Source organism: Mycetocola spongiae, from assembly GCF_020424085.1.
GTDB lineage: Bacteria > Actinomycetota > Actinomycetes > Actinomycetales > Microbacteriaceae > Mycetocola > Mycetocola spongiae.
The window spans coordinates 2,630,287-2,656,480 of the sequence record NZ_CP080203.1 but is presented as its reverse complement, the minus strand read 5'-3'; the positions used below and the strand labels follow the sequence as shown (position 1 = coordinate 2,656,480).

Annotated in this window: 23 protein-coding genes; 10 read left to right on the top strand and 13 right to left on the bottom strand. The window is 65.6% G+C overall.

All coding sequences use genetic code 11. The features are described 5' to 3' along the window. The first annotated feature begins 68 nt into the window (after positions 1 to 68). From KXZ72_RS12210 to KXZ72_RS12200, 3 genes are all read left to right on the top strand, one after another. Entirely contained in the window at positions 69 to 431 is a 363-nt protein-coding gene (locus KXZ72_RS12210; protein WP_226081206.1) for a YrdB family protein, read from the top strand. A gap of 220 nt (positions 432 to 651) precedes the next feature. Next, a complete protein-coding gene (locus KXZ72_RS12205) occupies positions 652 to 2,877 on the top strand; it encodes a M14 family zinc carboxypeptidase (protein ID WP_226081205.1) in 2,226 nt (741 codons plus the stop codon). A gap of 229 nt (positions 2,878 to 3,106) precedes the next feature. After that, positions 3,107 to 4,591, top strand: a complete 1,485-nt coding sequence (locus tag KXZ72_RS12200) for a family 20 glycosylhydrolase (protein ID WP_226081204.1) — start codon at positions 3,107 to 3,109, stop codon at positions 4,589 to 4,591. A 192-nt stretch (positions 4,592 to 4,783) separates the two neighbouring features. Here KXZ72_RS12200 and nagB read toward each other — a convergent pair whose 3' ends face one another. The 6 genes from nagB to KXZ72_RS12170 form a co-directional block, all read right to left on the bottom strand. Next, positions 4,784 to 5,563, bottom strand: a complete 780-nt coding sequence (nagB, locus tag KXZ72_RS12195; RefSeq protein ID WP_226081203.1) for a glucosamine-6-phosphate deaminase — start codon at positions 5,561 to 5,563, stop codon at positions 4,784 to 4,786. Between the two features lie 85 nt (positions 5,564 to 5,648). Continuing rightward, positions 5,649 to 6,587, bottom strand: coding sequence for a carbohydrate ABC transporter permease (locus KXZ72_RS12190; protein ID WP_226081202.1), 939 nt, complete (start codon positions 6,585 to 6,587; stop codon positions 5,649 to 5,651). Next, a complete protein-coding gene (locus tag KXZ72_RS12185; RefSeq protein ID WP_226081201.1) occupies positions 6,584 to 7,546 on the bottom strand; it encodes a carbohydrate ABC transporter permease in 963 nt (320 codons plus the stop codon). The genes KXZ72_RS12190 and KXZ72_RS12185 overlap by 4 nt, the downstream gene beginning before the upstream one ends. A gap of 116 nt (positions 7,547 to 7,662) precedes the next feature. After that, positions 7,663 to 8,922, bottom strand: coding sequence for an extracellular solute-binding protein (locus KXZ72_RS12180; protein WP_226081200.1), 1,260 nt, complete (start codon positions 8,920 to 8,922; stop codon positions 7,663 to 7,665). A 52-nt stretch (positions 8,923 to 8,974) separates the two neighbouring features. Further along, positions 8,975 to 10,189, bottom strand: a complete 1,215-nt coding sequence (locus tag KXZ72_RS12175; protein ID WP_226081199.1) for an ROK family transcriptional regulator — start codon at positions 10,187 to 10,189, stop codon at positions 8,975 to 8,977. A gap of 189 nt (positions 10,190 to 10,378) precedes the next feature. Continuing rightward, positions 10,379 to 12,028: a beta-N-acetylhexosaminidase gene (locus KXZ72_RS12170; RefSeq protein ID WP_226081198.1), complete on the bottom strand. Its 1,650-nt coding sequence runs from the start codon at positions 12,026 to 12,028 to the stop codon at positions 10,379 to 10,381. Positions 12,029 to 12,184: 156 nt separating this feature from the next. Here KXZ72_RS12170 and KXZ72_RS12165 point away from each other — a divergent pair, with 156 nt between their 5' ends. Next, on the top strand, positions 12,185 to 12,610 hold the full coding sequence (locus KXZ72_RS12165; RefSeq protein ID WP_226081197.1) for a hypothetical protein: 426 nt from the start codon (positions 12,185 to 12,187) through the stop codon (positions 12,608 to 12,610). A gap of 33 nt (positions 12,611 to 12,643) precedes the next feature. After that, positions 12,644 to 13,072 (top strand): hypothetical protein, encoded by a 429-nt coding sequence (locus KXZ72_RS12160; RefSeq protein ID WP_226081196.1) that lies wholly within the window; start codon positions 12,644 to 12,646, stop codon positions 13,070 to 13,072. 65 nt (positions 13,073 to 13,137) lie between these two features. Here the strand turns inward: KXZ72_RS12160 and KXZ72_RS12155 are convergent, their stop codons facing one another. Then, a complete protein-coding gene (locus tag KXZ72_RS12155) occupies positions 13,138 to 14,352 on the bottom strand; it encodes an NADP-dependent isocitrate dehydrogenase (protein ID WP_226081195.1) in 1,215 nt (404 codons plus the stop codon). Positions 14,353 to 14,509: 157 nt separating this feature from the next. Here KXZ72_RS12155 and KXZ72_RS12150 point away from each other — a divergent pair, with 157 nt between their 5' ends. From KXZ72_RS12150 to KXZ72_RS12140, 3 genes are all read left to right on the top strand, one after another. Next, entirely contained in the window at positions 14,510 to 14,965 is a 456-nt protein-coding gene (locus tag KXZ72_RS12150) for a GNAT family N-acetyltransferase (protein ID WP_226081194.1), read from the top strand. Position 14,966: 1 nt separating this feature from the next. After that, positions 14,967 to 15,290, top strand: coding sequence for an MGMT family protein (locus KXZ72_RS12145; RefSeq protein WP_226081193.1), 324 nt, complete (start codon positions 14,967 to 14,969; stop codon positions 15,288 to 15,290). 219 nt (positions 15,291 to 15,509) lie between these two features. Further along, the gene (locus tag KXZ72_RS12140; RefSeq protein WP_226081192.1) at positions 15,510 to 15,938 is read left to right on the top strand and encodes a hypothetical protein; all 429 of its coding nucleotides are present in this window, start codon (positions 15,510 to 15,512) and stop codon (positions 15,936 to 15,938) included. Positions 15,939 to 16,135: 197 nt separating this feature from the next. Here the strand turns inward: KXZ72_RS12140 and KXZ72_RS12135 are convergent, their stop codons facing one another. Then, on the bottom strand, positions 16,136 to 17,953 hold the full coding sequence (locus KXZ72_RS12135; RefSeq protein WP_226081191.1) for an ABC transporter ATP-binding protein: 1,818 nt from the start codon (positions 17,951 to 17,953) through the stop codon (positions 16,136 to 16,138). Continuing rightward, on the bottom strand, positions 17,950 to 19,728 hold the full coding sequence (locus KXZ72_RS12130; RefSeq protein ID WP_226081190.1) for an ABC transporter ATP-binding protein: 1,779 nt from the start codon (positions 19,726 to 19,728) through the stop codon (positions 17,950 to 17,952). The genes KXZ72_RS12135 and KXZ72_RS12130 overlap by 4 nt, the downstream gene beginning before the upstream one ends. Before the next feature lie 331 nt (positions 19,729 to 20,059). On the opposite strand from KXZ72_RS12130, the gene KXZ72_RS12125 reads away from it, so the two are divergent. Both KXZ72_RS12125 and KXZ72_RS12120 read left to right on the top strand, forming a co-directional pair. Further along, complete coding sequence (locus tag KXZ72_RS12125; protein ID WP_226083523.1) at positions 20,060 to 21,391, top strand: MFS transporter; 1,332 nt, start codon at positions 20,060 to 20,062, stop codon at positions 21,389 to 21,391. Positions 21,392 to 21,427: 36 nt separating this feature from the next. After that, positions 21,428 to 22,288, top strand: a complete 861-nt coding sequence (locus KXZ72_RS12120) for a phosphogluconate dehydrogenase C-terminal domain-containing protein (RefSeq protein ID WP_226081189.1) — start codon at positions 21,428 to 21,430, stop codon at positions 22,286 to 22,288. 54 nt (positions 22,289 to 22,342) lie between these two features. On the opposite strand, the gene KXZ72_RS12115 is transcribed toward KXZ72_RS12120, so the two are convergent. The 4 genes from KXZ72_RS12115 to KXZ72_RS12100 all read right to left on the bottom strand — a co-directional run bounded on the left by KXZ72_RS12115 (position 22,343) and on the right by KXZ72_RS12100 (position 26,035). Then, on the bottom strand, positions 22,343 to 23,041 hold the full coding sequence (locus KXZ72_RS12115; RefSeq protein ID WP_226081188.1) for a hypothetical protein: 699 nt from the start codon (positions 23,039 to 23,041) through the stop codon (positions 22,343 to 22,345). Between the two features lie 136 nt (positions 23,042 to 23,177). Further along, positions 23,178 to 24,413, bottom strand: a complete 1,236-nt coding sequence (locus KXZ72_RS12110) for a hypothetical protein (protein WP_226081187.1) — start codon at positions 24,411 to 24,413, stop codon at positions 23,178 to 23,180. Between the two features lie 414 nt (positions 24,414 to 24,827). Continuing rightward, complete coding sequence (locus tag KXZ72_RS12105; protein WP_226081186.1) at positions 24,828 to 25,265, bottom strand: chlorophyll a-b binding domain-containing protein; 438 nt, start codon at positions 25,263 to 25,265, stop codon at positions 24,828 to 24,830. A 278-nt stretch (positions 25,266 to 25,543) separates the two neighbouring features. Continuing rightward, positions 25,544 to 26,035: a DUF3800 domain-containing protein gene (locus KXZ72_RS12100; RefSeq protein ID WP_226081185.1), complete on the bottom strand. Its 492-nt coding sequence runs from the start codon at positions 26,033 to 26,035 to the stop codon at positions 25,544 to 25,546. Positions 26,036 to 26,194 lie beyond the last annotated feature (159 nt).

Here is a 26,194-nt window from a genome sequence, read left to right as displayed (position 1 = left end):
GTTGGACTAAACCGGGTGCCCCGCGCCCACGTACCGGACCGGGCGTCGGCATCGCCTAGACTGGAGGGGTGTCTGACGCAACCTCACGCCCCCGGTTTGGGCCCAACGATATCCTCCGCTTTTTCCTCGAGCTCGTCGCGATTGCGGCCGTGGCAATGTGGGGTATTTTCTCCTGGCCGTTCCCGTGGAATATCGGCGTGGGTATCGCCGCCCCCGCGCTGGTCATCCTGATCTGGGCGCTGTTCAACTCCCCGCGCGCGGTTTTCCACCTGGATCTTTTTGGCCGCTCGCTGGTCGAGATCATCGTGATGTTCGCCGCCGCGCTTGCGCTCTTCAGCCTGGGTGGGCCGATGCAGATCGTCGCCGCCGTATTTGCCGTGGTGGCCGCCGTCTCGGGCCTGATCCACGGCCGCCGCCAGCTGGCCGACTAGCCTCCCCTCGTTACCGCGCACCGTAGAGCCACCCCCGGGTGGCACTACGGTGCGCGGTTTTTTGCGCCCCTAGGCTACTACCGCAAGACCGCCGCGGGAGAAAAAGCATGACCTCACATGACGACACATGACAGCACATGACGGGGTGCCCGGCGGGTGGTCGCCTCCCCCGCCTAGGGTCAAGGGAATCTTTTCCCCCAGCAGAATGAGGACACCACCCATGGCTCCCCGATCACTCCGCGCCGGCGCGACACTCCTCGCCGCCACGCTTGGACTTGGTGCGCTGGCGCTTGGCCCACAGGCCGCCGCCTCCGCCGAGGATGACCTCGCGTATCTCTATACCGTGCCCGCCTCCGCGGCCGCGCAGATTCAGGACCTGGATATCGTCACCTCCGAGGGTTCCTCCCTCGTGGTTCTTGGCGATTCCCATACCCGCACGCTCCTCGGCGAGCGCGGCATCAGCATCACCCGCTCGGGCACCTATGCCGAGAGCCTCGGCGCGGCACCCGCCGCCCGGTCCTCCCTCGCCCGCGCCGCGGCCCCCGCCTATCCCCTGCCCGAGCGCCTCGCCGGCACCGAGTATGAAACGTATTTTGGGGGTTACCGCACGGTGGCCTCCTATGAGCGCTTTGCCGCCGATGTGGCCGCCGCCTATCCCGAGCTGGCCCAGCGCGTGGACTATGGCGATTCCTGGCTGAAGACCCAGGGCCGCGGCGGCCACGACCTGATCGCGCTGCGCCTGACCGCGGGGGTGCAGTCAGCGCCCTCCTGGACCGATGGCCAGGAGGGTAAGCCCCGCTTTGTGCTGATCGGGCAGACCCATGCCCGCGAGGTCATCGCGGGAGAGTTTGCGTGGCGCTATGCCACCGAGCTGCTGAACGGCTATGGCACCGACCCCGAGGCCACCAGCCTGCTGGATAGCACCGAGGTCTGGGTCATCCTGACCCATAACCCCGATGGTGTGGAGCTCGCCCAGGCCGGGCTCTCCGATCCGAACCTCGTGGTTAACGCCGCGGGCGATGCGGCCCCCGCCGCCACCAGCACCGCGTGGCAGCGTAAAAATGCCAATGACACGGATTTTGTGCAGACCAGTACGCGCTGGAACAGCGTCCAGCCGGGCGTGGACCTCAACCGCAATTGGGGCACCGATTGGGGCGGGGTGAATACCTCCGCAATCCCGACCTCGCTCACCTATAAGGGAACCGCCGCGCACTCCGAGCCCGAGGTATACCACCTTGAGGCGCTGCTCAAGAATCTCTTTGGCACGTATCGGGTGGGCGAGACCACCCGCGCCCCCGATACCCGCACGGGCACCTTTGTGACGCTGCACTCCTCCTCAAATTATGTGATCTATCCCTATGCCTATAACAAGACCGCGCCGGTCCCCAACCTGGACGCGCTGGTCGCCTCGGGCTTCCGCCAGTCGCTGAGCAATGGCTATCAGACCGGTAAGGCCGGGGAGATCCTCTATAACAACGCGGGAAACGATATCGACTGGATCTATTCCGAGCTGGGTATCCCCGCCTTCACCTATGAGATCGGCAATGGAGACACGGGTGGTTTTTATCCCGGTTATGGCCGCGCCGAGGCCCTGTGGTCGGTGAATCGTCCCGCGGTGAACGTGGCCGCCCACGCCGCCCGGGCGCCCTATACCGCGCCCCTGGGCTCCACCATCACGGAGCTCACCGCCGAGCGCGACGCGGATCTGTCGATCTCCGTGTCGGGTGCCGCGAGCGATGATACCTATGGCACCGCCGCGGCCTCGGCCGCGCGCCGCCCCGCCGTGCGCGATATCACCGCCGTCGAGGCCGCCGTGGCCGCCGATAGCTCCCGGATCGGCAGCACCGTTGCGCTGAGCGTCGAGGGAGAGGGCCCTAGCGTGACCTTCTCCGGTTCCCTCCCCGCGGAGGCCACCACCGCCGCGCATACCCGCGTATTCACCCGGGCCCAGAACTCCTCGGGGCACTGGGGTCCGTGGCGGGCGGCATTTGTGGAGGCGGCCCCGCGCGCCGGGGTCTCGCTGACCCTGTCCACCCTGACCCCGAAGGCCGGCGAGACGATCAGCGCGACCGTCTCCGGGGTGGACGCCCTGGGTACCGTGCGCGAGGATCTCACCGCGAGTGCCGTGCTCACCAGCTCGGTGGACAGCGATGTGATCGTGGGCAATACCGTGACCTTCCCCACGGCGAGCCCCCACGTGATCACCGCTACCGTGGGTGAGTTCAGCGCCTCGGTCACGGTGCAGGTCACCGCCGCGAGCGTGGTGGACACCCCGGGTTCCACGCCCCCGGCCGAGGCCGTGACAAACCCGGCGGTCGGTGCGGGCGATAAGCCGCGCCCCGCGCTCTCGGCTACCGGTGCCGCGCCGGGTCTGGCCGCGGGCCTGGCCGCGCTGCTGCTGGCCGCCGGTGCCGCGCTGCTCGTACGCCGACGCCTCCGCGCCTAGCCACGGAGGGCGATTATTCGCGGGCCGGACGGAACATAAAACCTATGTTCCGTCCGGCCCGTTTTCCGTGGCCCGGTGCCCGCCCCGCGCGGGAAGGATGGACACCCCCGATGTTTGTAAAGTATCCTCACTTAACCCGTGTTTTTGCGCCGTCGCACCCGCGTGCGTCCGGCGTTCCCGGGACCCGCACCACACGCTCGCGCCCCGCGCCAGAACCACACGGAGAAAAATGAGCACCGCCGCTTCCCGGATCATCCCGCTTCCGCTGCACCGCGAAATCCACGAGGGGGATACCGGCTTTAACCTGGCCGATGCCCGCATCATCAGCGGCATCGCCGAGGAGGCCGCCGCGACACTGCTCGCCGCCGCCCTGGATATCCCCTTTGCCGAGGACTCCGAATACGCCACCGTGACCCTGCATATCGACGGGGCCGGTGCCCCCGAGTCCTCGCGCATCGAGGTCTGGAGCGAGGGCATCCATGTGCTCGCCGCCGATGCCGCCGGGCTGTTTTATGCCGTGCAGACCCTGCGCCAGCTCCCGGGCGAGGACGGCCTGATCCCCGCGCAGACCATCGAGGACTCCCCGCGCTTTGCGTATCGCGGCGCGATGCTTGACGTGGCCCGGCACTTCTTTGATGTGGCCACCGTGCGCGCCGTGATCGACCGCCTCGCGCTGCTGAAGCTGAACCACCTGCACCTGCACCTCACCGATGACCAGGGCTGGCGCCTGGAGATCGCCTCGCGCCCGCGCCTGACCGAGGTGGCCTCGGGCACCGCGGTGGGCGGCGGCCCCGGGGGCTTTTATACGGCCGCTGACTATCGCGAAATCGTGGACTATGCCGCGCGGAACCATATCGTGATCGTGCCCGAGATCGATATCCCCGGCCATACCAATGCGGCCCTGCTGGCCTATCCCGAACTCGCCGATGCCGGCGTGCTGGTGGAAAACTATACGGGCACCGAGGTGGGTTTTTCCAGCCTCGCGATTAACTCCGAGGCCAGCTATGACTTCCTGCGTGATGTGCTCGCCGAGGTGGCCGCGCTGACCCCCGGCCCCTATCTGCATATCGGCGGGGACGAGGCGCTCAAGACCGAGCCCGAGGACTTCCTGACCTTTATTGCCCGCGCCGGACGCATCGCCGCCGATACCGGCAAGACCGTGCTGGGCTGGCACGAGATGGGCCGCAGCAGCGATCTGCCGCGCGGCAGCATCGGCCAGTACTGGAGCCTCACCACCCCGCGCGAAAACGCGGCGGCCGAGATCCTCTCCTTTGTGAACCAGGGCGGCTCCGCGATCCTCTCCCCCGCCGACCGCATCTACCTGGATATTAAGCACACCGCCGCCGATCCGCTGGGCCTGGTCTGGCCCGGCGGACCGGTCTCGGCAAGGCAGTCCTATGAGTGGGAGCCGAGCGAGCTGGTGGCCGGCCTGGATGAGCCCTCGATCCTCGGCATCGAGGCCCCGCTCTGGACCGAGACCGTGGCCACCCTCGCCGATATCGACGCGATGTATTTCCCGCGCCTGCTGGGTGTGGCCGAGACCGCATGGTCCCCGCGCGCCGGCGAGACCCGCCCCGAGCGCTCCTGGGAGTCCTTCGCGCCCGCCGTGGACGCGTGGTTTGAGCGCGTGGGTATCCCCGCGGGCATCTCCTTCACGCGCGATGCCGGAATCGAGTGGACCGGCGAGCACGGACGCACACTGCCCGCGGCCTAAACAGCAAAAGGCCCGCCTTCCCCGAGGGGAGGCGGGCCTTGTGGCCGCTACCTAGATGGTCTGCCAGGCGGGCTTATTCTCATAGGAGTCACGGTAATAATCGGCATGTGCCAGCTCGGGCGCACACTGCCCGCGGCCCAATCAGCAAAAGGCCCGCCTACCCCGAGGGGAGGCGGGCCTTGTGGCCGCTACCTAGATGGTCTGCCAGGCAGGCTTATTCTCATAGGAGTCACGGTAATAATCGGCATGTGCCAGCTCGGTGGCCGCGGCCTCGTCGATGACCACGGTGACATGCGGGTGCAGCTGGATGGCCGAGGCGGGCATATTGGCGCTCACGGGACCCTCGAGGGCCTCCGCGATGGCCTTGGCCTTACCCGCACCAAATGCGAGCAGCACGAGGTGACGGGCGCGCAGGATGGTGCCCAGGCCCTGCGTGATCGAGTGGGTGGGAACCTGATCCAGGGAGTCAAAGAAACGGGCGTTATCGGCGCGCGTCTGGCGGGTCAGGGTCTTGATCCGGGTGAGCGAGGCAAAGGAGGAGCCGGGCTCGTTAAAACCGATATGGCCATCGGTGCCGATACCCAGAATCTGGATGTCCACGCCGCCGGCGGCGTTAATGGCCGCCTCATAATCGGCACCCGCGTGCCGGATGGTCTCCTCGGCACCCACCGGTACGTGGATGCGCTCGGGGGTCAGCCCCACGGGCTCCACGACCTCGCGCGTGATCACGCTGCGATAGCTCTCCGGGTGGGAGATGGGCAGGCCCACATACTCGTCCAGGGCGAAGCCGGAGACCCGCGAGAGGTCGGTATCCCCGCGGCGCTCGGCGAGTGCCCGATATACCGGCAGCGGGGTGGACCCGGTGGCCAGGCCCAATACGGCATCGGGTTTGGTCCCAATCAACCGCAGAATCGCGTCGGCGACGAGGTCGCCGGCGGCCTGGGCATTTTCTACAATGACAACTTCAGCCATGGTTCTTTCTTTTGTTGTGCCGGAAGGGCGGGCACGCGCTGTTGCGGGCCCACCCTCCGAGCGTATCGGGTTTCCGCAGGGTGTGTTATCCCTTCACGGCTCCGCTCACCAGGCCGCCGGTCATCCGGCCCTGCACGATGAGGAAGAAGATCACCACGGGGATCGCGATCAGCGTGGATCCGGCCATGATCGCCGCCCAGTTGGTGGCCCCAGTCGCCTGTTGGAAGGCCCGCAGCCAGATCGGCAGGGTATAGGAACCCGGGCCCTGCATGATGATCAGCGCCATCAGGAACTCGTTCCAGGCCTGGATAAACGCAAATACCCCCGTGGAGACCAGCCCCGGCGCGAGCAGCGGGAACGTGATCTTCCAGAACGCCTGGGCCCGGGTGCAGCCGTCGATCATCGCTGCCTCCTCCAGATCCGCGGGGACCCCCGCGACAAACCCGCGCAGCGTCCAGATCGTGAACGGCAGTACCCCGGCCAGATAGACGATGGTCAGGCCGATCATCGTGCCGATCAGGTGCCAGGCGTCGATCATGCCAAAGATGGTGAACATCATCGCCTCGCCCGGGATCATCTGCACGATCAGCAGCGCGATCACAAACTGGCGGCGGCCCTTAAATTTGAACCGGGATACGGCGAGCGCCCCGAGGAAGGCAAAGACCAGGCAGATGACCAGCGTGGTCAGGGTGACCCCGAGGGACATCATCAGCGCGGAGGGGAAATTGGCGCGATCGGGCCGGGCCGGCTCAAACATGACCGCGACATAATTGCGCAGCGTGAAGTTCTGCGGCCAGAACTGCGGCACCGGGGAGATCACATCGGCATTGGGTTTAAACGACGTGTTCAGCATCCAATACACGGGGAATACCGAGCAGATAAATACCACGATGGATGCGGCACCCAGCGCAAATTTACGCCCGGTGGAGCGCGCGGCCACCGCGGGCGGCTGCCGCCGCTTGGCCATCTTAATCGCGCGCGGCGGGGACCCGGCGATGCCGGAGGTGCGGGTTGCGAGACTCATATTTCTTCGTCCTTCACGGTCTTGCGCACGTAGTAGATCGAGATCACCAGCATCATGACCACCATGATGAAGGAGACGGCCCCGGCGGCCCCGAGGTTGGAGGTGCCGAGGTGGAAGATATAGGTTCCAAAAACATCGGTCTGATCGGAGATACCGCCGAGCGATTGCAGGGTATAGACCTGGGTGAATACCCGCAGGTCCCAGATCATCTGTAGCACCACGGTCACCAGCAGGATGCTGCGAATATAGGGCATCACGATCAGGAAGAAGCGCTTATAGCCGCCCGCCCCGTCCAGCTGTGCGGCCTCCAGCACCTCATCGGGCACCTGGGTCAGGGCCGCATACATCACAAAGGCCACAAACGGCACCGACTGCCAGGTGATGATGACAACCAGCACGGCAAAAAACGAGGCGGGGTCCATGAGCCAGGAGTGATCGGTGAAATTATCGGTCCCGGTGATTTGGTTCAGGGTCCAGTTCAGGAGGCCATATTTGGTATCCACGATCCAGCCCCAGACCACCGTGGCCGAGAGCGGCGGCATGGCCCAGGCCAGCAGCAGGCCGATCGAGACCAGCAGCCGGAAGAAGCGGTTGAGCTTGGTCATCATGATGGCGATGCCCATGCCGAGCACCATCGTGCACACCACGAGCACGGCCATCAGGCCAAAGCTGCGGCCCGCCACGGCCCAGAAGGCCGGATCGGTGAGGGCCTTGGTGTAGTTACTCAGGGCCACCCACTCGGGCGGTGCCCCAAAAATCTGTGCCTTCCCGTATTTCTGGAAGGAGTTAATCAGCATCCGGATAAGCGGATAGCCCGTCATCACCAGCAGGACCAGCGCGGCGGGTGCCAGCAGCATCCACGGGTAGAGTGCGCCGCGGCGGCGGGCCTTTTCCGACGTGGCCGGGGCGTCGGGTTCCGGGCGGCGGGTATCGCCGGGCGGGTTAAGCGTAGCGGTCAATTCCGGCTCCGTTTCTAGGTGAGATCGATCCGGGTACGGCGATCACCCCCGCCGTGGCCGCGGGTGGGCGGCCACGGCGGGGAGGAACCGTCTCGGTGAGAGGGGTGAGGCGGCGCTTAGCCGTTCAGCGTCTTCTCGATCTCGGCGTCCAGATCGGTCGCGATCTGCTTCACCTCTCCGCCCTGGGCGATCTTGACCAGCGCATTTTTGATGACCTCGGAGGCCTCCACATCGGCCCACTTGGGTGCCGCGGGGGTCAGCTTAGCCTTGCTTGCAGCCTCGGCCGCGGCCTTGGTGATCTCGTCATCGGGCAGCGCGGAGGCGGCGCTGGTCAGGGCGGGGATCATGCCCTTGGCGGCGAGCAGCTTCTGGTACTCGGGAGAGAGCAGGATCTGCAGGGCGCTATAGGCCTTCTCCTGGTTTTTGCTCTTGGAGGCGATGGCGATATTCGAGCCACCCGCGAAGGCCTGGGCGGGGCCGCCGTCCTTGCCGGGGAGGGCAAAGGCGGCGAGGTCCTTACCGAAGGTATCGGGGCAACCGGGGGTATCGGCATCCGCCGCGGCACCGATCGAACCGGCGAACCAGCTCGGGGCCGAAACAAATCCAACCTTGCCCTCACAGAAGGGAACCTGGGCGTTGGTCTCGTCGCCGTCCTTGGGTGCGGATGTGGCGTTGAGGAATACCTCCTGGAGCTGGGTCAGGCCGGCCACGCCGCCCTCACTCGAGAATCCGGCCTTCCACTTATCGCCCTCCTGCTTGGCGATAAAGCCGTCGTTCTCCCAGATATAGGGGAGCATGTTGTACCAGTCCTTGCCGGGGGCATAGATGCCCGAGGCCACGCCGGCGTCCTTCATGGCGATTCCCGAGGCCACGTATTCATTCAGGGTGGTGGGGATCGCGCCGGTGACCACCTGCGGGCTATAAAACACCACGCGGGCACCGGAGTAATAGGGCATCGCAAATTTTTTGCCGTCATAGCTGCCGGCCTCAACAAAGCCGGGCAGCAGGTCCTTGCCGCCGAGCTCCTCGTATTTATCGCTCAGGTCGGTGAACGCGCCCGCGGAGGTGAAGGCCGCGGCCTGGGTATTTCCGATCTCCACCACATCGGGGGCGTTTGAGCCGGATAGCGCCGTGGTGTACTTATCTACCAGGCCGTTCCACTGCTGTTCCTCGATCACCAGCGTGGAGCCGGGGTTTTTGTCCTCAAACGTCTTTTTGAGATACGCGCGGGCGTCGTCGGGGGTATCCGTTCCGACGAGCCAGACGCGGATCTTCGCGTCATCCGAGGACGCGGCGCCCCCACCGTCTCCGGTTGAACAGCCCGCGAGTGCCAGCGCCGCGACGGCGCCGATTGCCAGAATGCCAAGTTTTCTCATCGTTGAGTTCCTCTGTTTCTAGGTGATCGTTATGTGATTGCAGGTGGGGTGTCTAGGACACTCCAAGGCGGTCCAAGAGGACCATTACGGCCGATCCGCGCAGGACGATATCCCGGCCCAGATCGGTGGTTCGAAGCCGCACATCTCCAAAAACATCGGACATGGTGCGGCCACGCAGGGTCTCGAGGCAGGCGGTGGACAGCTCGCCGTCGAGAAGATGAGGGGGTCCGGCCAGCACAACCTCGGTGAGGTCCAGCGTGGCCAAGACCGGGGCCAGGGCGATGCCCAGGCGTTCGCCGGCCTGGCGCAGGAGCCCGGTGATGGCCTCCTCGCGTGCGGCCTCGGTGGGCTCGGTCGCGGTGATGCGCGCGATCTCGGCATCCAGGCGGGGCGTGGCGAGCCAGGTCTCCAGGCACGCCTCCTTGCCACACGCGCACTGCGGTCCGCCATCGGTGCCCACGCTCACGTGGCCGATCTCCCCCGCGGCGAAGCGCGAACCCACAAGCGGACTGCCGTCCACGAGCAGGCCGGAACCCACACCGTGACCGATCCGGATCAGGATGAAATTGGAATCGGCGCCGCCGAAGCCGTGCTCGGCGAGTACCGCGGCATTGGCATCATTGGCGACGATGACCTCCTCGCCGGTGGCCGCGGAGAGCAGGGCGCGCAGGGGAACGTTTTTCCAGCCGAGGTTGGGGGCCCGCAGGATCACGCCGTCAAAATCGACGATACCCGGGGTTCCCACCCCGATGCCCTGCAGCGGCTTGGTCGCGCGGGCGGCCATGGCCCGGGCCAGCTCGATCACGAGGTTCAGGGCGTCCTCGCCGTGGGCCCCGGCCAGGGGGATCGAGAGCCGGTCGAGGATCTCGCCGTCCAGGTTCATCAGGGCGGCGTGAAATGCGTCGTGCTCGGAGAGGTCCATGCCGATGATCTGGTGGGCCGCGCGGTCCACGTCGAGCAGCGTGGCGGGCTTGCCGGGGCGCGAGCCCTCGCGGGGCCCGAGGTCGAGGATGAGTTCCTCGCTGATCAGATCCGCCACCAGATCGGAGACGGTCACGCGGGTCAGCCCGGTCTCGCGCGAGACATCGGCGCGGCTCATCGGGCCGGAGGCGTACAGGGTTTGCAGGACGAGGGAGCGGTTATGGCCGCGAGCGTGCTCGGGGAGAACCTTGGCGCTCGGACGCAGCGGGCCGCGGGCGCCAAAGACGCTCGCCGCTCGTGTGGCCTCCGAGGAGGGAACGCTGCTCTGCGTTTCCGAAGTGTTCATGTTTGTTAGTAAACCTTACGAACTATCATTGCGCAAGCATTAAACCGACCTTAATCGAGTTGTTACCTGTTTGGCCTGCGCGGGGGACGGAAGAGGAATCGCGGCCGGTGGCCGCCATCATGACGCGGGGGCCGCCGCGCAACGGCGCGGCGACCCCCGCGGGATCTCGGAGACCCGGTGAGATCGAGCCTATTCGGGAAGCGCGATATTGGCGGCCAGCTCGCGCTGCAACGCCAGCCGCGCCTCGCGCGTCGTGGGCTTACCGGGCACACCCGGGCGGGTCTGCTCGGGCAGCGGCCCCGACTCGGGACGATAGGCCACACCGAGGGCATCCAGGCGGGCGCGGTGCGCAATCATCCGCTCCGAGAAATCCGCAAAATCGCGGGCCTCGGGCGCGCTCCAGACCACCTCGGCGAGCGCGCACAGGCGCGGGAATACCCGATAGTCCACAAAGCTCGCGGAGTCCATGTGCTCGCTCCAGATATTTGCCTGGCCCCCGATGATAAATTTCGCCAGGTCGGTTCCGCGCAGCGCGGCGGGGGTCGGCTCAAACTCGTATACCTCGGCGAGCGAGAGCGGAATCCCCACGGGGATCGGCTCCTCAGGGGAATCGGATTCGCGATAGTCCAGGTAGACCCGATCATCCGGGCAGGCCACCACGTCGTGCCCGGCATGCGCGGCCGCGATGGCCCCGTATTCGCCGCGCCAGGAGGCCACGGTCGCGCCGGGAGCCATGTTATTTCCCTCCAGCATCTCGTCCCAGCCAAACGCGCGGCGGCCGTGGGTGGCGAGGTGATCGGAGAGGCGACGCAGGAACCAGCTCTGCAATTCCTCCACGTTCGCAACACCCAGCTCGCGCATCCGCTCGGCCACCCGCGGGCTATTTTCCCACTCGGTTTTTATGGCCTCATCGCCGCCGATGCCGATCCACGGGGAGTCAAAGATCTCGCAGAGCTCGTCAAAAACGTGCTCAAAAAACTCCACGGTGGATTCCTCGACGTTTAACACGGTGGTGTTAATGCCCCAGCGCGTCCACACCTCCAGCTGCTCGGCGCGGCCATCGGAGGCGGCCACCCCGAGCTCGGGATAGGCGGTGATCGCGGCCTGGACATGGCCGGGGGAATCGATCTCGGGGATCACGATAATGCCGCGCTCGCGGGCATAGGCCACGATCTCCAGCAGGTCCTCCCGGGTATAAAACCCGCCGTGCGGGCGGCCATCGCCGCGGGCCAGGGGGCCGTGCCCATACTGGCTCTCGGAGCGACGCGATCCGATCTCGGTCAGCAGCGGATAGCGGCGAATCTCCACGCGCCAGCCCTGATCATCGGTCAGGTGCAGGTGCAGGCGGTTGAGCTTATGCAGCGCCACCAGGTCGATAAAGCGCAGCAGGTCGTGCTTGGGGAGGAAGTGGCGGGCCACATCCAGCATCACCCCGCGCCAGGAGAAGCGCGGACGATCGGCCAGGTGGATGCCCGGGAGATCCCAGTCGGCCTCCGCGGTGGCCCGGCGATAGATCGCGGGCGGCAGCAGCTGGCGCAGGCTCTGCCCGGCATAAAACACTCCGGCGGTATCCCCCGCGCGAATGTGCACACCCGCGGCATCGGTATCGAGGGTATATTCCTCGGGGGCCAGGGCGGGGTCCAGGGCGATAGAGATGATATTAGTCCCGGGCTCGCCCCCCTCGATCACGGGCAGCGCAAAGCCCGTGGCGGGACGCAGGACCGAGGCGAGAAAGCGCGCGGCCCCCGCCCCGGCGGAATCGGTGATGATGCGGGTATCGGCGGTGAGCTTAAAACCCTCGGGACGGGATTCCCGGTGCAGCGGTGCGGGGATAATCACGGCGGTTGTGTTCCTCTGTTTGGTGTTCCGAAGCGGCGCTGGATGCCGCCGGAATCGTCTCGCTCACCGTAGAACTTCGCGGCGGACCCTGTCAATCTGGACAGCGGCAGGGCGTCTCCCAGGCGCCCATTGCTAAGCTGTGCCGACGGAGGAACGATGAAAAAATCTCGGCGTTTACGCTCGCTCACCACCACCCTGGCCCTGGCCGCCCTCACCCTGCCGGCCCTCGCGGCCTGCTCGGCCAATCCCGATCAGACGCTTGAGGAGGCCTGTTCCAGCATCCGCTCGCTCGCCGAGAGCGCCCCCACCGAGATCACCGAAATCCAGGCCCAGGCCGCGGAGGACCCCGCGGGGGCCGCCGCGCGCGCCGCGCGCCTGATCGCCTCCTCCACAACCACCCTCGCGGGCATCGGCAATACCGAGATCCGCCCCGAGGTGGACGCACTCACCACAAGCATCGGCGAGCTGCTGGGTGCCGGCAGCGATCTCCTCTCGGGCGGCTCGCTGCCCGGCAGTGCGGAGGCCACAAAGGTCACCGCGGTGAGCGATGCCGCGGCGGCGCTGATCCGGCGCTGCGCCTAGCCACCCCCGTTGTTGAGAATAAGGAGCCCCCGCATGTCCCGTATTTCCGGCCGCCATACCGCGCTGTCCCTCGGCCTTCTTGGCCTGACCGGCCTCGGCCTCGTGGGCTGCGCCGGCGGCGCGGGTGAGCAGAGCGTGGCCGAGGCCTGCGCCGCGATCATGGATACCCGCACCCAAAAAATTGCCGAGGTGGAAAAGAATATGGCCGAGGTGCAGGAGGATCCCGCCCGCGCCACGGCCCTGGTGAACGATACGATCGACGCACTGGATCGCGAGATCGCCGCGCTGGGCAATGCCGAGGTGCGGCAGAGCGCCGATACGTTCACCAATGCGATGCGCAACCTCGCAAATTTCTTTGATACCGCGCAGGCCTCGCCCTCGCCCGATGACGAGACCAAATATAACTCGCTCACGATGGAGCTCGAGGCCGCCGATCAGGCGCTTAACGACCTGTGCGGATAGCCGCTTAAAACACCGCGGCCCGGGAATCCTAGGATTCCCGGGCCGCGGTATTTTCCGCAAGCGGATTAGGCCAGGCGGGCCTTGAGGTTATCTGCCAGCTCCGCGAGGAATTCCTCGGTGGTCTGATAGGGCTGCTCGGGGCCGACCAGGAGCGCGAGGTCCTTGGTCATCTTGCCGGACTCGACGGTCTTGATGACAACGTCCTCAAGCGTGAGCGCGAAGTCGATGAGCTCCTGGTTGCCGTCCAGCTTTCCGCGGTGGTTCAGGCCACGGGTCCACGCGAAGATCGACGCAATCGGGTTGGTCGAGGTGGGCTTGCCGGCCTGGTGCTGGCGGTAGTGACGGGTCACGGTGCCGTGGGCTGCCTCGGCCTCCACAACCTTTCCGTCCGGGGTGGCCAGAACCGAGGTCATCAGACCCAACGAACCAAAGCCCTGGGCCACGGTATCGGACTGCACATCGCCGTCGTAGTTCTTGCAGGCCCAGACGTAGCCGCCCTCCCACTTCATGGCCGAGGCGACCATGTCGTCGATGAGGCGGTGCTCATAGGTGAGCCCGGCGGCCTCGAAGGCCTCCTTGAACTCGGTGTCGAAGATCTCCTGGAAGAGGTCCTTGAAGCGACCGTCATAGGCCTTGAGGATGGTGTTCTTCGTGGAGAGGTACACCGGGTAGTTACGGGTCAGGCCGTAGTTCAGGCTCGCGCGAGCGAAGTCGCGGATCGAGGAGTCGAGGTTGTACTGAACCTGGGCGATTCCGTCTCCCGGGGACTGGTAGACCTCAAACTTCTGCGGCTCGGAGCCGTCATCGGGGGTGAACTCAACCGTGAGCTTACCCTCGCCCTTAAACAGGAAGTCGGTGGCGCGGTACTGGTCGCCGAAGGCGTGGCGGCCGATGATGATCGGCTTATTCCAGCCGGGAACCAGGCGCGGGATATTCGAGATGATGATGGGCTCGCGGAAGATCACGCCGCCGAGAATATTGCGGATCGTGCCGTTGGGGCTCTTCCACATCTTCTTCAGGCCGAACTCCTCAACACGCGCCTCATCGGGGGTGATGGTGGCACACTTTACGCCCACGCCGTGCTTCTGGATGGCGTGTGCCGCGTCGATGGTGATCTGGTCATCGGTCTCGTCACGCTTCTGAATTCCGAGGTCGTAATACTCGAGATCGATGTCGAGGTACGGGTGGATCAGCGTGTCCTTGATGGCCTGCCAGATGATGCGGGTCATCTCGTCGCCGTCGAGCTCGACAACGGTACCCTCAACCTTGATTTTGCTCATAATGAGAACTCCTCAGAAACGGGCCGGTTCCGGCCGTAGCCCAGCTTACCCGAGCCGGATAACTATCTCGACATCGAGACAGATATCCGGCCGGGCGTTCCGTGCACGAGCGTGCAGCCACCTATCCATTCCCCTCCCGAGTGGCTACCCTGGAGTTATGACCGAGCTCAGACTGGAAGAACTGTCCGCCTCGACGATCGTCGAGGTGAACACACTCACGCTTAAGCCCGGGCAGGAGCAATTTATTGCCCCGGTGTCCTATTCGGTGGCCGCCGCGGTTTCCGATCCCTCCACCACCTGGCAGCGCGTGGTCCTCGATGGCGATCACGTGGTGGCGTTCATCCAGGGCAGCTTCGACGAGAGCGCCCCCGCCGAGGAGTTCCGCAGCATTCTGTGGCGCATCAACGTGGACGCCGACCGCCAGGGCGCGGGTCTCGGTTCCTTTGCCGTGGAGGCCCTCGCCCAGGAGGCGCGGAAGCGTGGCCTAGATCACGTGAACGTCATCTATGAGCCCGGCGACGACGGCCCCGAGCTGTTCTTCCAGCACATGGGCTTTGCGCCCGTCGGGGAGACCCCGTATGGCGAGGTCATCGCCCGCCTGTCCCTCGCCTAATTTGCGGGAGCTTCCCCCACCACCCGGCGATGCCGAGGCCTTTATCGAGGGCGTCTACGAGGTGGTATTAGGTATCCCCCCGGGACGGGTCATGAGCTATGGCCAGGTGGCCGCCCACCTGGGGTCGCGCGCGTCCCGGCAGGTGGGAAAGATCATGTCCCGGCACGGCCATGAGCTGCCGTGGTGGCGGGTGATCCGCGCCGATGGCTCGCCGCCCGCCGGGCATGAGGAACGCGCCCGCGCCCACTATGCCGAGGAGGGAACCGCGCTGCGCGAGTCGGTCCGCGGGGGCTATCGCGTGGCCCGCGCCGCGTTTGTCCCCTAAAACGGGGACCGACCGGCGTTTTCTCGCGAAATATAACCGAATCGTTGCAATTGCGCCGGGCGGCCCTGAGCGCACTCAGTTTTACGGCGCTATTCCGCATGGGCGTGCGGAACTGGCGTAAATTATGCGCCCGCGCGGCGGATGAATCATCCCCGCGAGGGACCTCGCCTCCCCCGTGGGAGCGATGCCCCGGCCCGGATTTCGGGGTCTAATGGAGATATGCGTCACTCATCCACACTCACCCGTTTTTCCCTCGGAATTGCCGCCACCACCCTCGGTGCGGTGGCCCTCTCCGGGTGCGCCGCCCTCGCCCCCCTTACCAAGGAAGCGCATAACGGCATCTACAATAATCTGGGCGAGTATACGGCCGCCAAGCTGCCGTTCCCCGATACCGAGTGGATCCCCGAGGACGCCAGCAATATTCGCGTGAAATACCGCGGCGACCGCGACGGCGCGCTGCTGATGTACCACTCCGCGCAGGAGGTCACCCACGAGGGCTGCGCCCTCGCCGCCACCCCGGATTCCCCCGCCCTCAACGAGAGCTGGTGGCCCGATGATATCCCGGAGGAATCGCTGAACTGCGGCGACTGGTCCATTTTTAAGGTTGGCGAGACCACCTATGCCGAGACCAACGTGGCGCTGCGCTAGCGGCCCGACCGGTTAATCGAGCGGGGGCGTGTGCCTCACCCATAGGGTGAGGCACACGCCCCCGCTTTATGCCGCCGAAGCTAGACCAGCGAGTTGAGCCACGCGGCATGCAACGCCGCAAAGCGACCGATGCCGCCGATCAGCTCCGCAAGAGTGAGACACATGCCACCCCTCTATGCCGCCTTTATACGCCGCGACTAGACCAGCGAATTACGCCACGCGGCATGCAGCGCCGCGAAGCGACCGGTGCCGCCGATCAGTTCCGCGGGGGTTCCATCCTCCACGATCCGCCCCTGTTCCATCACCAATACCCGATCGGCGATGGCCACCGTGGACAACCGGTGGGCGATGATCACGGCCGTGCGATCGGAGAGCAGCGTCTGCAGCGCGTTTTGTACCGCGCGCTCCCCCGGGATATCCAGCGAGGCCGTGGCCTCGTCCAGGAGGAGCACCGCGGGATCGGCGAGGAACGCGCGCGCAAACGAGACCAGCTGGCGCTGGCCGGCCGAGAGCCGCCCACCGCGCTTATTCACGTCGGTATCGTAGCCGCCGGGCATCGCGGTGATAAACGCATCCGCGCCCACCGCGGTCGCGGCCGCGATGATCTCCTCGCGCGTGGCCGAGGGCTTTCCGAGGGCGATATTATCCGCGATGGTGCCGCTGAAAAGATAGGCCTCCTGGGTCACCATGACGATGGCCCGGCGCAGATCCTTCGGGTGCAGCTCGCGCAGATCCACACCGTCCAGGCTCACCGTGCCGGTGCTCGGGTCATAAAACCGCGACATGAGCTTGGCGAGCGTGGTCTTCCCGGCACCCGTGGCACCGACCAGCGCCACCGTCTGCCCCGCGGGCAGGTCCAGAGAAAACTCGGGCAGGACCTCCACCCCGTTGCCATAGGCAAAACTGGTGCCGCTGAAGTTGAGGTGCCCGCGGGCCTCCCAGAGATCCACGGGGTTCTCGGGATCGGCCACCCCGGGCCGCTCCTCCAGCACACCCGAGATTTTTTCGAGCGCGGCCGCGGCCGACTGATAGGAGTTATAAAACATCGCCATATCCTCGATCGGGTCGAAGAACCGGCGCGCATAGAGCACCACCGCGAGCAGCGTTCCCACGGCGAGCGCGCCATCGGCCACCCGCAGGCCGCCCACCAGGACCACCACGGCCACGGTGAGGTTGGCGATCAGGATCAGCGCGGGATCAAAGATTCCAAAGAGCCCGATGACCCGGGCGTTCACATCGCGCAGCTCCTCAACCTTCTCGCCGTATTCGGCCTCATTACGGCGCGCGGCACGGAAGGCCTTCACGGCGCGGATGCCGGTCATGGTTTCCACAAACTTCACGATCACGCGGGCCGAGGCCACGCGCGAGCGACGGAAGAGCACCTGCGCGCGCTTCTGGAACCAGCGGGTCAGGAAATACAGCGGGATGAGGGCACCGGCCAGCACCAGCGCACTGATGGGATCCATCAGGGTCAGTGCCGCGGCGGTGAACCCCAAATAGAGAATTCCGGAGATGAGCTGGTTAATGCCCGAGTCCAGCAGCTCCCGGATGGCGTCCAGATCGCTGGTCTGCCGGGAGATGATTCTGCCCGAGGTATAGGTTTCATGGAAGTCCAGGCTCAGGTCCTGGGTATGCGTGAATACCTGAAGCCGCAGATCCAGCAGGATGGCCTGGCTCACGCGCGCGCTCAGCACCGTATACCAGGCGATGAGTGTGGCGCTGAGGATTCCGGCCAGCACAAACCCGCCCACCACCAGCGCGGTGGGGCCCCAGTCGCCGCGCTCCAGCACGGCGGGCAGCGCGGTATCAAGTCCCGCGGCAATAAGCGCGGGTCCGGCGGCCCCCGCGGCGGTGGCCACGATCACCACGGCCAGCGTCAGGATCACGCGGGTGCGCACGGGGCGCAGCAGCCTTCCGAGCAGGCGCAGCGAGCGGCGGCGAATCTGCGCGGATTCCTCGGGGGTGAGGTTATCGCGCTCCTCGCCGCGCACGCCGATCACGGTGTTATTGGTCATCGGGTTTCCTCCTCGTCCAGGCTGGACAGTACAAATCGGTAGTGTTCGTTGCTGGCCATCAGGTGGCTATGTGTGCCCACGGCCTCGACCCGACCCTCGCGGATCAGGGCCACCCGGTCGGCCCCCGCCACGGTGGACGGGCGGTGGGCCACGATCAGCGTGCTGACCGCACCAAACTCGCGGCGCATGCCCTCGTCCACGCGGGCCTCGGTATTAACGTCCAACGCCGAGAGCGGATCGTCCAGCACCAGAATCTGCGGATCGGCGGCGAGCGCGCGGGCCAGGGCCACGCGCTGACGCTGACCGCCGGATAGGCTCATGCCCTCCTCGCCCACCACGGTATCCACGCCCTCGGGCAGGGTATCCACAAAGGCCGATTGGGAGACCGCGAGTGCGCGCCGCAGCACGGCATCGGACTCGGCGCTGCCGGGCGTGAGGTCATCGCGGCCGAGCAGAATATTATCCCGGATCGACGCGCTAAACAGCGTGGGCTCCTCAAAGGCCACCGCCGCGTGACGATAGATATCCTCGCGCCGCAACTCGCGCAGGTCCACGCCGTCCAGGAGGATCGCCCCGCCCGTGACCTCATAGAGCCGCGTGGCCAGGGCCGTGAGCGTGGACTTCCCGGAGCCGGTGAGCCCCACAAGAGCGAGGGTTTCGCCGGGCTCCACGATCAGGTTCACGCCGTCGAGCAGATCGCGGGTGCCCGCGAGGGCATCGGGGAAGCGGAAGTGCACATCGCGGAATTCCAGGCGTCCGCGCGGTTCGGCGATCTCCCGGGGGTTTTCCGGATCGGCGATGGTCACCGGCTCGTCCATGACCTCAAAAAAGCGATCGGCGGCGGCGCGCGCATCGAGGGTCATCGCCATCAGGAAACCCATCGATTCGAGCGGGAAGCGCAGGATCGCGGCGGTGGCAAAAAACGCAAAGAGCTCACCCACGGTGATCTGGCCGAGCGAGGCCAGCCAGATTCCGGCGAGCAGACACAGCGCAAAGGCGAGGTCCGGGAGCCAGACCAGCCACAGCAGGAGCGAGCCGAGCGCGCGGGCCTTTTTAATCTCGGTGCCGCGCAGCGATTCGGCCTGTGCGGTGAATCCGCGCAGCGCGTGCCGGCCGCGGCCAAAGGCCTTCAGCACCCGGATTCCGTGCACCGATTCCTCCACCGTGGTGGCGAGGTCGCCGGTCTGGTCCTGGCTGAGCCGGGAGACCACCGCATAGCGTTTTTCGAAGATAAATCCGTAGATCCAGATCGGGATACACAGGGTCAGGAAGATGATGCCCAGCAGCGGGTGCCAGTTAAAGAGCAGGAAGGCGCCCACCACGATGGTGATGGTATTGACGATCAGCATCATCAGGCCAAATGCGAGCCAGCGGCGGATGAGCCCCAGGTCGCTACCCGAGCGCGAGAGGAGCTGCCCGGACTGCCAGCGATCGTGGAAGGCCACGGGGAGATCCTGCAGGTGGCGGTAGAGCGCGTTGCGCATCGAGGCCTCCACCAGCGTGCCCGGGGTGAGTACCAGCCAGCGGCGCAGGGCGATGAGCACGGCCTCGGTGACACCGAGGCCCAGCACCAGCACCGCCGCCCAGACGATCAGCGTGCGGTTGCCGGAGGAGATCGGGCCGTCCACGAGGCCCTGCAGCACCATCGGAATGGACAGCGCGATAAGACCGGCCAGCAGCGAGGCGACCGCTCCCAGGATCAGCCGCTTCAGCGCGGGACGGGCATAGGGCAGGAGGCGCGCCAGGGACGCAAAAACGGTGGGCTTTTTAGACATGAAAACCTGTGACGGTGAAGAAGTGGCTATCGGGGGGCGTGTTCACCCGCGATACGCGTCGTCGACATCTGACGAACAGCCTTTCAGGATATCGACGGCCGGGAGAAAAGCGCAACCCGGGCGCGTCGCGCCGCAAAAATCCCGCAATGTTTGGTCAACCGGTTATCCGTAGGCTAGGGTGAGGGCATCGCTTTGGTCAACCGGTTAGACAATTGGGGGCCCGCCCCACAAAAGGGAGCGATCACAATCGGTACTCATCACAGACAAAGGAGTCGCAGTGTCACAACCCGTGGCGTCACCGCCCGATCAGACCGCCGTAGAAAAATCCACGATGCGCAAGATCAGCATCCGCCTGGTGCCGTTTGTGGCACTGATGTTTTTTATTAACTACCTCGACCGCACCGCGATCAGCTTCGCCGCCCCCAATGGCATGAATACCGACCTCGCCCTGAGTGCCGCGCAGTTTGGCTTCGCCTCGGGCGTGTTTTTTATCGGCTATATCCTGCTTGAGGTACCCAGCAATATGGCGCTGCACCGCTTTGGGGCGCGCCGCTGGCTCTCCCGCATCATGGTCAGCTGGGGCATCGTGGCGCTGCTCTTCACCTGGGTGGGCAATTTTGAACAGCTCGCGATCCTGCGCTTTATCCTCGGAGTGGCCGAGGCCGGATTTTTCCCCGGCGCGATCCTGTTTCTGAGTCTCTGGGTCCCGGCAAAACACCGCAGCAAAACCCTCGCGCTGTTTTATCTGGCCCAGCCGCTGACCACCGTGATCGGTGCGCCGCTGGCCGGGCTCCTGATCAATCAGCACGGCGTGTTTTTTGGCCTCGAGGGCTGGCGGTTTATGTTCCTCGCGGTGGCCGTGCCCGCGATCGTGGTGGGTATCCTCGCCTGGTTTGTGCTCTCCGATAACCCCGCCGAGGCGCGCTGGCTGAGCACCCCGGAAAAGACCTGGCTGATCGCCGCGCTGAGCGCCGAGCGCGCCGCCACCGAGGCCAAAAATGCCGGCACGCGCAAGCCGCGCGGCGGGCTGCGCACAGCATTTGGCAGCGGCCGCGTCTGGGCACTCTCGGCCGTGTATTTTGGGTTCATCTATGGGCTCTATACGCTCGCGTTTTTCCTGCCCACCATCATCGGCGGCTTCGAGGAGCAGTTTGGTACCACGTTCTCGGTATTCGAGCGCGGGCTGATCACCGCCATCCCGTATCTGCCCGCCGCCGTGGTGCTCTACCTGTGGTCGCGGCACGCCACCGCACACGGCCTGAAGCCGTGGCATATCTGGCTCCCCGCGCTGATCGGTGGGCTGAGCATTCCGCTGGCGCTGTCCGCGGGCTCACCCGCCGCCACGGTGGCCGTGATCACGGTCACCGCGTGTGCGATCTTCGCCGCGCTGCCCAATTTCTGGACGCTCCCGACGCAGTTCCTCACCGGTGCCGCGGCGGCCGCGGGGGTCGCGCTGATCAATACCGTGGGTAACCTCGCCGGATTCTCCGCACCCTATATCACCGGGGCCCTGGCCGATTGGACGGGCAATTATCACGCGGGCATGTGGGTTGTGGGCGCCTTCATGCTGGCATCCGCCGCGATCATGCTGGGTCTGGCCCGGCGCGGACGCGCGGACTCGGGCCTCCCGGGCGCGGGAACCACCTCCAAAATTCTTGACTAACCCTGGCACTGGCCACCAACCCTCAAAGGAAAAATCATGACGGAAAACATCCTCACCATCGCGGTCATCGGGGCCGGCGGAAAGATGGGTATGCGGGTATCCAATAACCTGCAGAAGACCGCCCATACCGTGTTCTATAGCGAGGCCTCCCCCGCCGGACGCGAGCGCGTGAGCGCCGCGGGCCGCGCTGTGAGCGAGACAGCGGATGCCATCGCGGATGCCGATGTGGTGATCCTCGCGGTGCCCGACCTCGTGCTCGGCTCGGTCTCCGAGTCCGTGGTACCCGCGCTGAAATCCGGCGCAATTGTGCTCACCCTGGACCCGGCGGCGGCCTATGCCGGGCTGCTCGCGACCCGCGAGGACATCGAGTTTGCCGTGGCACACCCGTGCCACCCCTCGGTATTTGTGGAGCGCCATACGCCCGAGGAATACGCCGATACGTTTGGGGGCATCGCCGCCAAGCAGGAGGTGGTGGCCGCGCTGGAATCGGAAAACGAGACGGCTCGTGCGGTGGCCGAGGAGGTTATCCGCGCGATCTATGCGCCCGTGGTGGCCGTGCACTGGGTCACCGTGAAGCAGCTCGCCTATCTGGAGCCCACGCTCGTGGAGGTGGTGGCCTGCATGATCGGCGACCTGCTGAAGGAGGCGCTGCACGAGACCGTGCACACCGCGGGTGTCCCCGAGGCGGCGGCGCGCGCGATGCTGCTCGGACATACCCAGGTGGCCCTCGCGAACTCGCTCCAGGGGGATAACCCCTTCTCCGATGCGTGCCTGATCGCGATGGACTACGGCCGCGAAACAATCATTCGCGAGGATTGGAAGAAGATCTTCTCGGATGAGCAGCTGGACCTCGTGATCGCCCGCATGCTCAAGCTTGAGGGTGGCATTCGCCGCTAGCCGATACGACAAAACGGGGCCGGGTGAGAATACTCACCCGGCCCCGTTTTTGGTTTAGTCCTCGTCGCGGCGAATATCCGCGTACATCGTGCGGTCACGCACATCGTCCTCAAACCACTCGGCGGAGCGCACAAGCAGGCCGCGCAGGGCCTCCTCGGAGGCCTCCATGGTTTCCCAGATGCGCACCAGGCCGGGGATCGCGATGAACTCATCGTCATCGTTGCGGGCGGCCTCGGCGCGGGCCCAGGCCCCCTCATTATGCGAGGCGAGGGCCGCATAAAGATCGCGCTGGGCGTCGATACGCGCGGCCGCCTCGATCAGGTCCTCATTGCCCTCGCCGATATTCTCCAGGAGCTCGTGCAGCTCCTCGGGGATATCCTCGTCGTCATCGTCCTCAAGGTCCTCGAGGTCGTCCTCGGTGGCCCCCTCGGTGGCCTCATCGTAGTTATCCTCGGTGATCCACCGTGCGGCCTCGCCCAGCAGGCTGCGGGTCAGCCGCTCACGCTTTTCCAGGACCGCGATCATGCGCTCCTCCTCCGCGGTGAACGGACGATCAAACTCGCTCTCGGGGTCCTCGGCCAAATCGGCCGCCACCTCGACGCTGATGAAGTGCTCACCGAGCGCAAAAAACCGCTCGCGCATCTCGGACCAGTCGGCAATCAGGCTCGCAAGACGGGCATTATCTGCCTCCACGGCGGCCACAACCAGATCGGTGGTCGCGGACGGGGTGGGATCGGAATTGGGCTGGGACATGGCGAGGGCTCCTCGGGGATTCAATGGACGAGACGAGGGTGATGAGCGGGGTACCGCCCACTCAGCCTAGGCGGTTCCGGGCGACACGGCATCCCCTCCGGCCGAACTCGCGGGGTGGCCGGAGGCGATGCCGGGGTTATCCGAGGATAAACGCGCTCCCCGGGGTGCTCGGGGCGGCCTCCACCACGGCAAAGCCCAGATCGGTGAGGGTGCGGGAAAGGTCGCTTTGGCCCGGCGCGACCAGGATCGTCACGGCATCCAGGACGGTGGCCGCGGGATCGCCCGCGCATCCCCGCACGGGCGGCAGCAGCTCGGGGTTCGGGAACGCCGCGGGATCGGCAAGAATGCTGCCATCGGGCAGGGCCACGGCGGCCCGGCCGAGGCTCCGGCCGGCGGCCACGGGCACAACACGCAGGGCGCGGCCGAGGGGCTCCAGGATGACCCGCAGCCGGTGGATTCCCTCCACGTTGGTGGTGGCGCTTAGCGCCACGTAGATGGTATCGGCGGCGATCAGGAGGTCGTCCCGGTGCAGCAGGGCGCCGCCGTCGATGCGGCGGGAGTGCAGGCCGAGGCGTTCGCCCAGCGCCGAGTGTGCGCGGGTGATCAGGACCCGGCCGATATGTGCGATCTCGGGGGCGTCGGGGGCCGAGTCGAGCGAATCCGATTCCTCGATCAGCCAGTCGGCGTCGATAAAGTGCTCACGATAGGAGAGGTCGGCGGCGTCCACCGGGGCCGGGGTGGGGGCGGTTTCCTCGGTTGTAGCTTCCGCCTCGGGCTCCGCCGGGGTCGCGGGGGTGTTTTCGGGAGCGAGGGATTCGGTGGCCGGCTCCGCGGCAGGGTCCCCGGCCGGGACGGTGTCCGCGGGCTTGGCGGCGGGGGCGGCCGCGAGCAGCAGGATCGGACGCGAGCCCGGCCGCTCGTCCGTGTCCTCCGCGGGGGCCGACTCGGGCATTACCGCGCGATAGATTGCGCGGCCCAGCGTGGGCACGGCAAGAACGGTCACGATGAGATAGGCGAGGTTGGAGTTCAGCAGCGAGTTGAAGATCGAGTCTATGGTGCCCGCGTTCAGCGGCGAACCGCCCGTGACCACCAGGATTCCCGCCCCGATAACCGGGGCCATAAAGGCCGCCACCACACCCGTGAGCACGGCCAGCCAGGACCGGGTGAGTCCTCCCGCGAGCGCCAGGATCGCGACCACCACAAAGAGCACCAGGGTGTTATAGAGGTAAAAGCCGTTCAGAATGCCGAGGGACTCGGGGGCGAAGTTTTGCACGAGGTACATCGGGAAGATGGCCAAAACGTGGGTAATAAGGGCGACCGCGGCGGCGGCCAGCAGGGAGGCGCCAACTCGGCGCAGGGAGGCAGGATTCATGCTCGCCACCCTAGCCAGCGCGACTGACCGTCCCCTGATGACCACCGATGAGTGCACTATGCGCCGGACGGGGCTAGACGGGAGATGTATCCGCTGTTAGCCTTAATGGGTAGGACGCGAAAGCCTCCCACATCTGCCAACGCCCCGCTTGCGGGGCGTTGTGTTTTAAGGCCAGACGGCCTCCGTCACGTTGCTGAGGCAAGTTCTCCCCTCGATCCGGCCCGTGTTCATCCGGGCTCCCCGGGATCTGGGTGAGTGCAACGCGGCGGGGATGCGGTGTGTGGCAGTGGTTGAGGCATTTGATGCTCATTCATTCGGTCACGATGAGGCGGGGGAACTCTTCCCCGCAGGTCGCGGCTACCGCCGGCTAGATCACGATTACACGCGGAACGATCATCACGCCTCCCGCATCGGCTAGGCCGGATTCCGGTCTTCAGTATCCCGCCGATCCTCTGAGTCCGCGGCTCGCTGCTGCTCGTCCTCTTTTTGGCGCATCTTCTCCAGGCGACGTGGGTCTTGGCCCCGCGCCAGGGGGTCTTTATAGTCCTCGGGTCTGCGATTCGCGGGCACCCAATCTGGGGGAAGCCGGCTATGGGAAGCCGATGCGGTTTGGGCGGGCACCGGCACCCGCGAGACGAAGCTCGCGCCTTCTCCTTTTTTGGAATGCTCACCGTTGCACAACTTTTTTTCTCGTTTGCGTTGGGCCAGTATCGCGGCGGATTCTTCCGGGGAAAACTTGGATTCACCGGAAATCTTCCGGGTCTCCACTGCAGCGGGTTTCCCATCGCTTATGCGCAGTCTGACCGCAGCGATATTACGCGCGGGTTGCCCCCGTTTACGCTCCTCATTCATGTTCCGAATATAGTGGCTTCCGGGAAATTGCCTGATTATTTTATCGAGAATAAGTCAATTTTTTTTCCGAGGCTTCGCGGCCGGCTGGTCCTGATAAATGGGCCCACTCATACGATCGGATACAAACGGCCGACGTTGCCGTGGGGCCCCGGGGCGCATCCGCGCTGTCCGCCGGCGCTGCATAATGTTCTTCGCTCGTGCAAGAGGGGCTTGCAGGCGCGCGGCCGCCCACGTAAGGTTGGGGATGCAGGAAGGAAACTTCCCGCCTTGCCAAACCCTCACCGCCGGTGGGGGTTTTGTGCTGGGGGCCATAGTCTTATGCTCCCGCGCGGCCAGGTGGCGGCAGGCTCGATAAGCGCCCATAACTCCTCCTGGGCGCGGAGGGCTCGAGGGTTGATATCCCTCATCGTGGTAACCCGGTTAAACAGATAGGTAACCAGATCGGCCGCCTGCAGGATTCGGTTCGAATGCGAGTCGATAAAACAAAACTCGGGGCTTATCCTGGCGAGTGTGTTGTTGTGATGACCCGCGGTTCCGGTGATTTTATAGCGTCGAAAATTGCTGCGGCTGACCTCCGCGGTGTGATGGTTATCGGCAAAAATCTGCACGCTCTCGGCCGCCGTTCCGCAATCGTTGATGCGCTCAAAAAGGTGGCTGAAGGCGAGCTCACGGGCGGGCGTGCGATTCCGGAACCCCTCACCCTTCTGCCGAGCCACGTCGATGCCCTCGATAAAAATGCGTCCCCTGCTCGCAACGAGTGCCTGAAGCACCTCCCGAAATATCCGCAACCGAAGCCGCACGGGAACCCCACGCCAGGGTGCCGAAGCCGCACGGGAACCCCACGCCAGGGTGCCGCGGCCGCTCGCATCATTGCGCTGGCATGGAACTCCTCCGCCGCGGAGAGGAGTGGATTCGACCGGGAGTGTTTC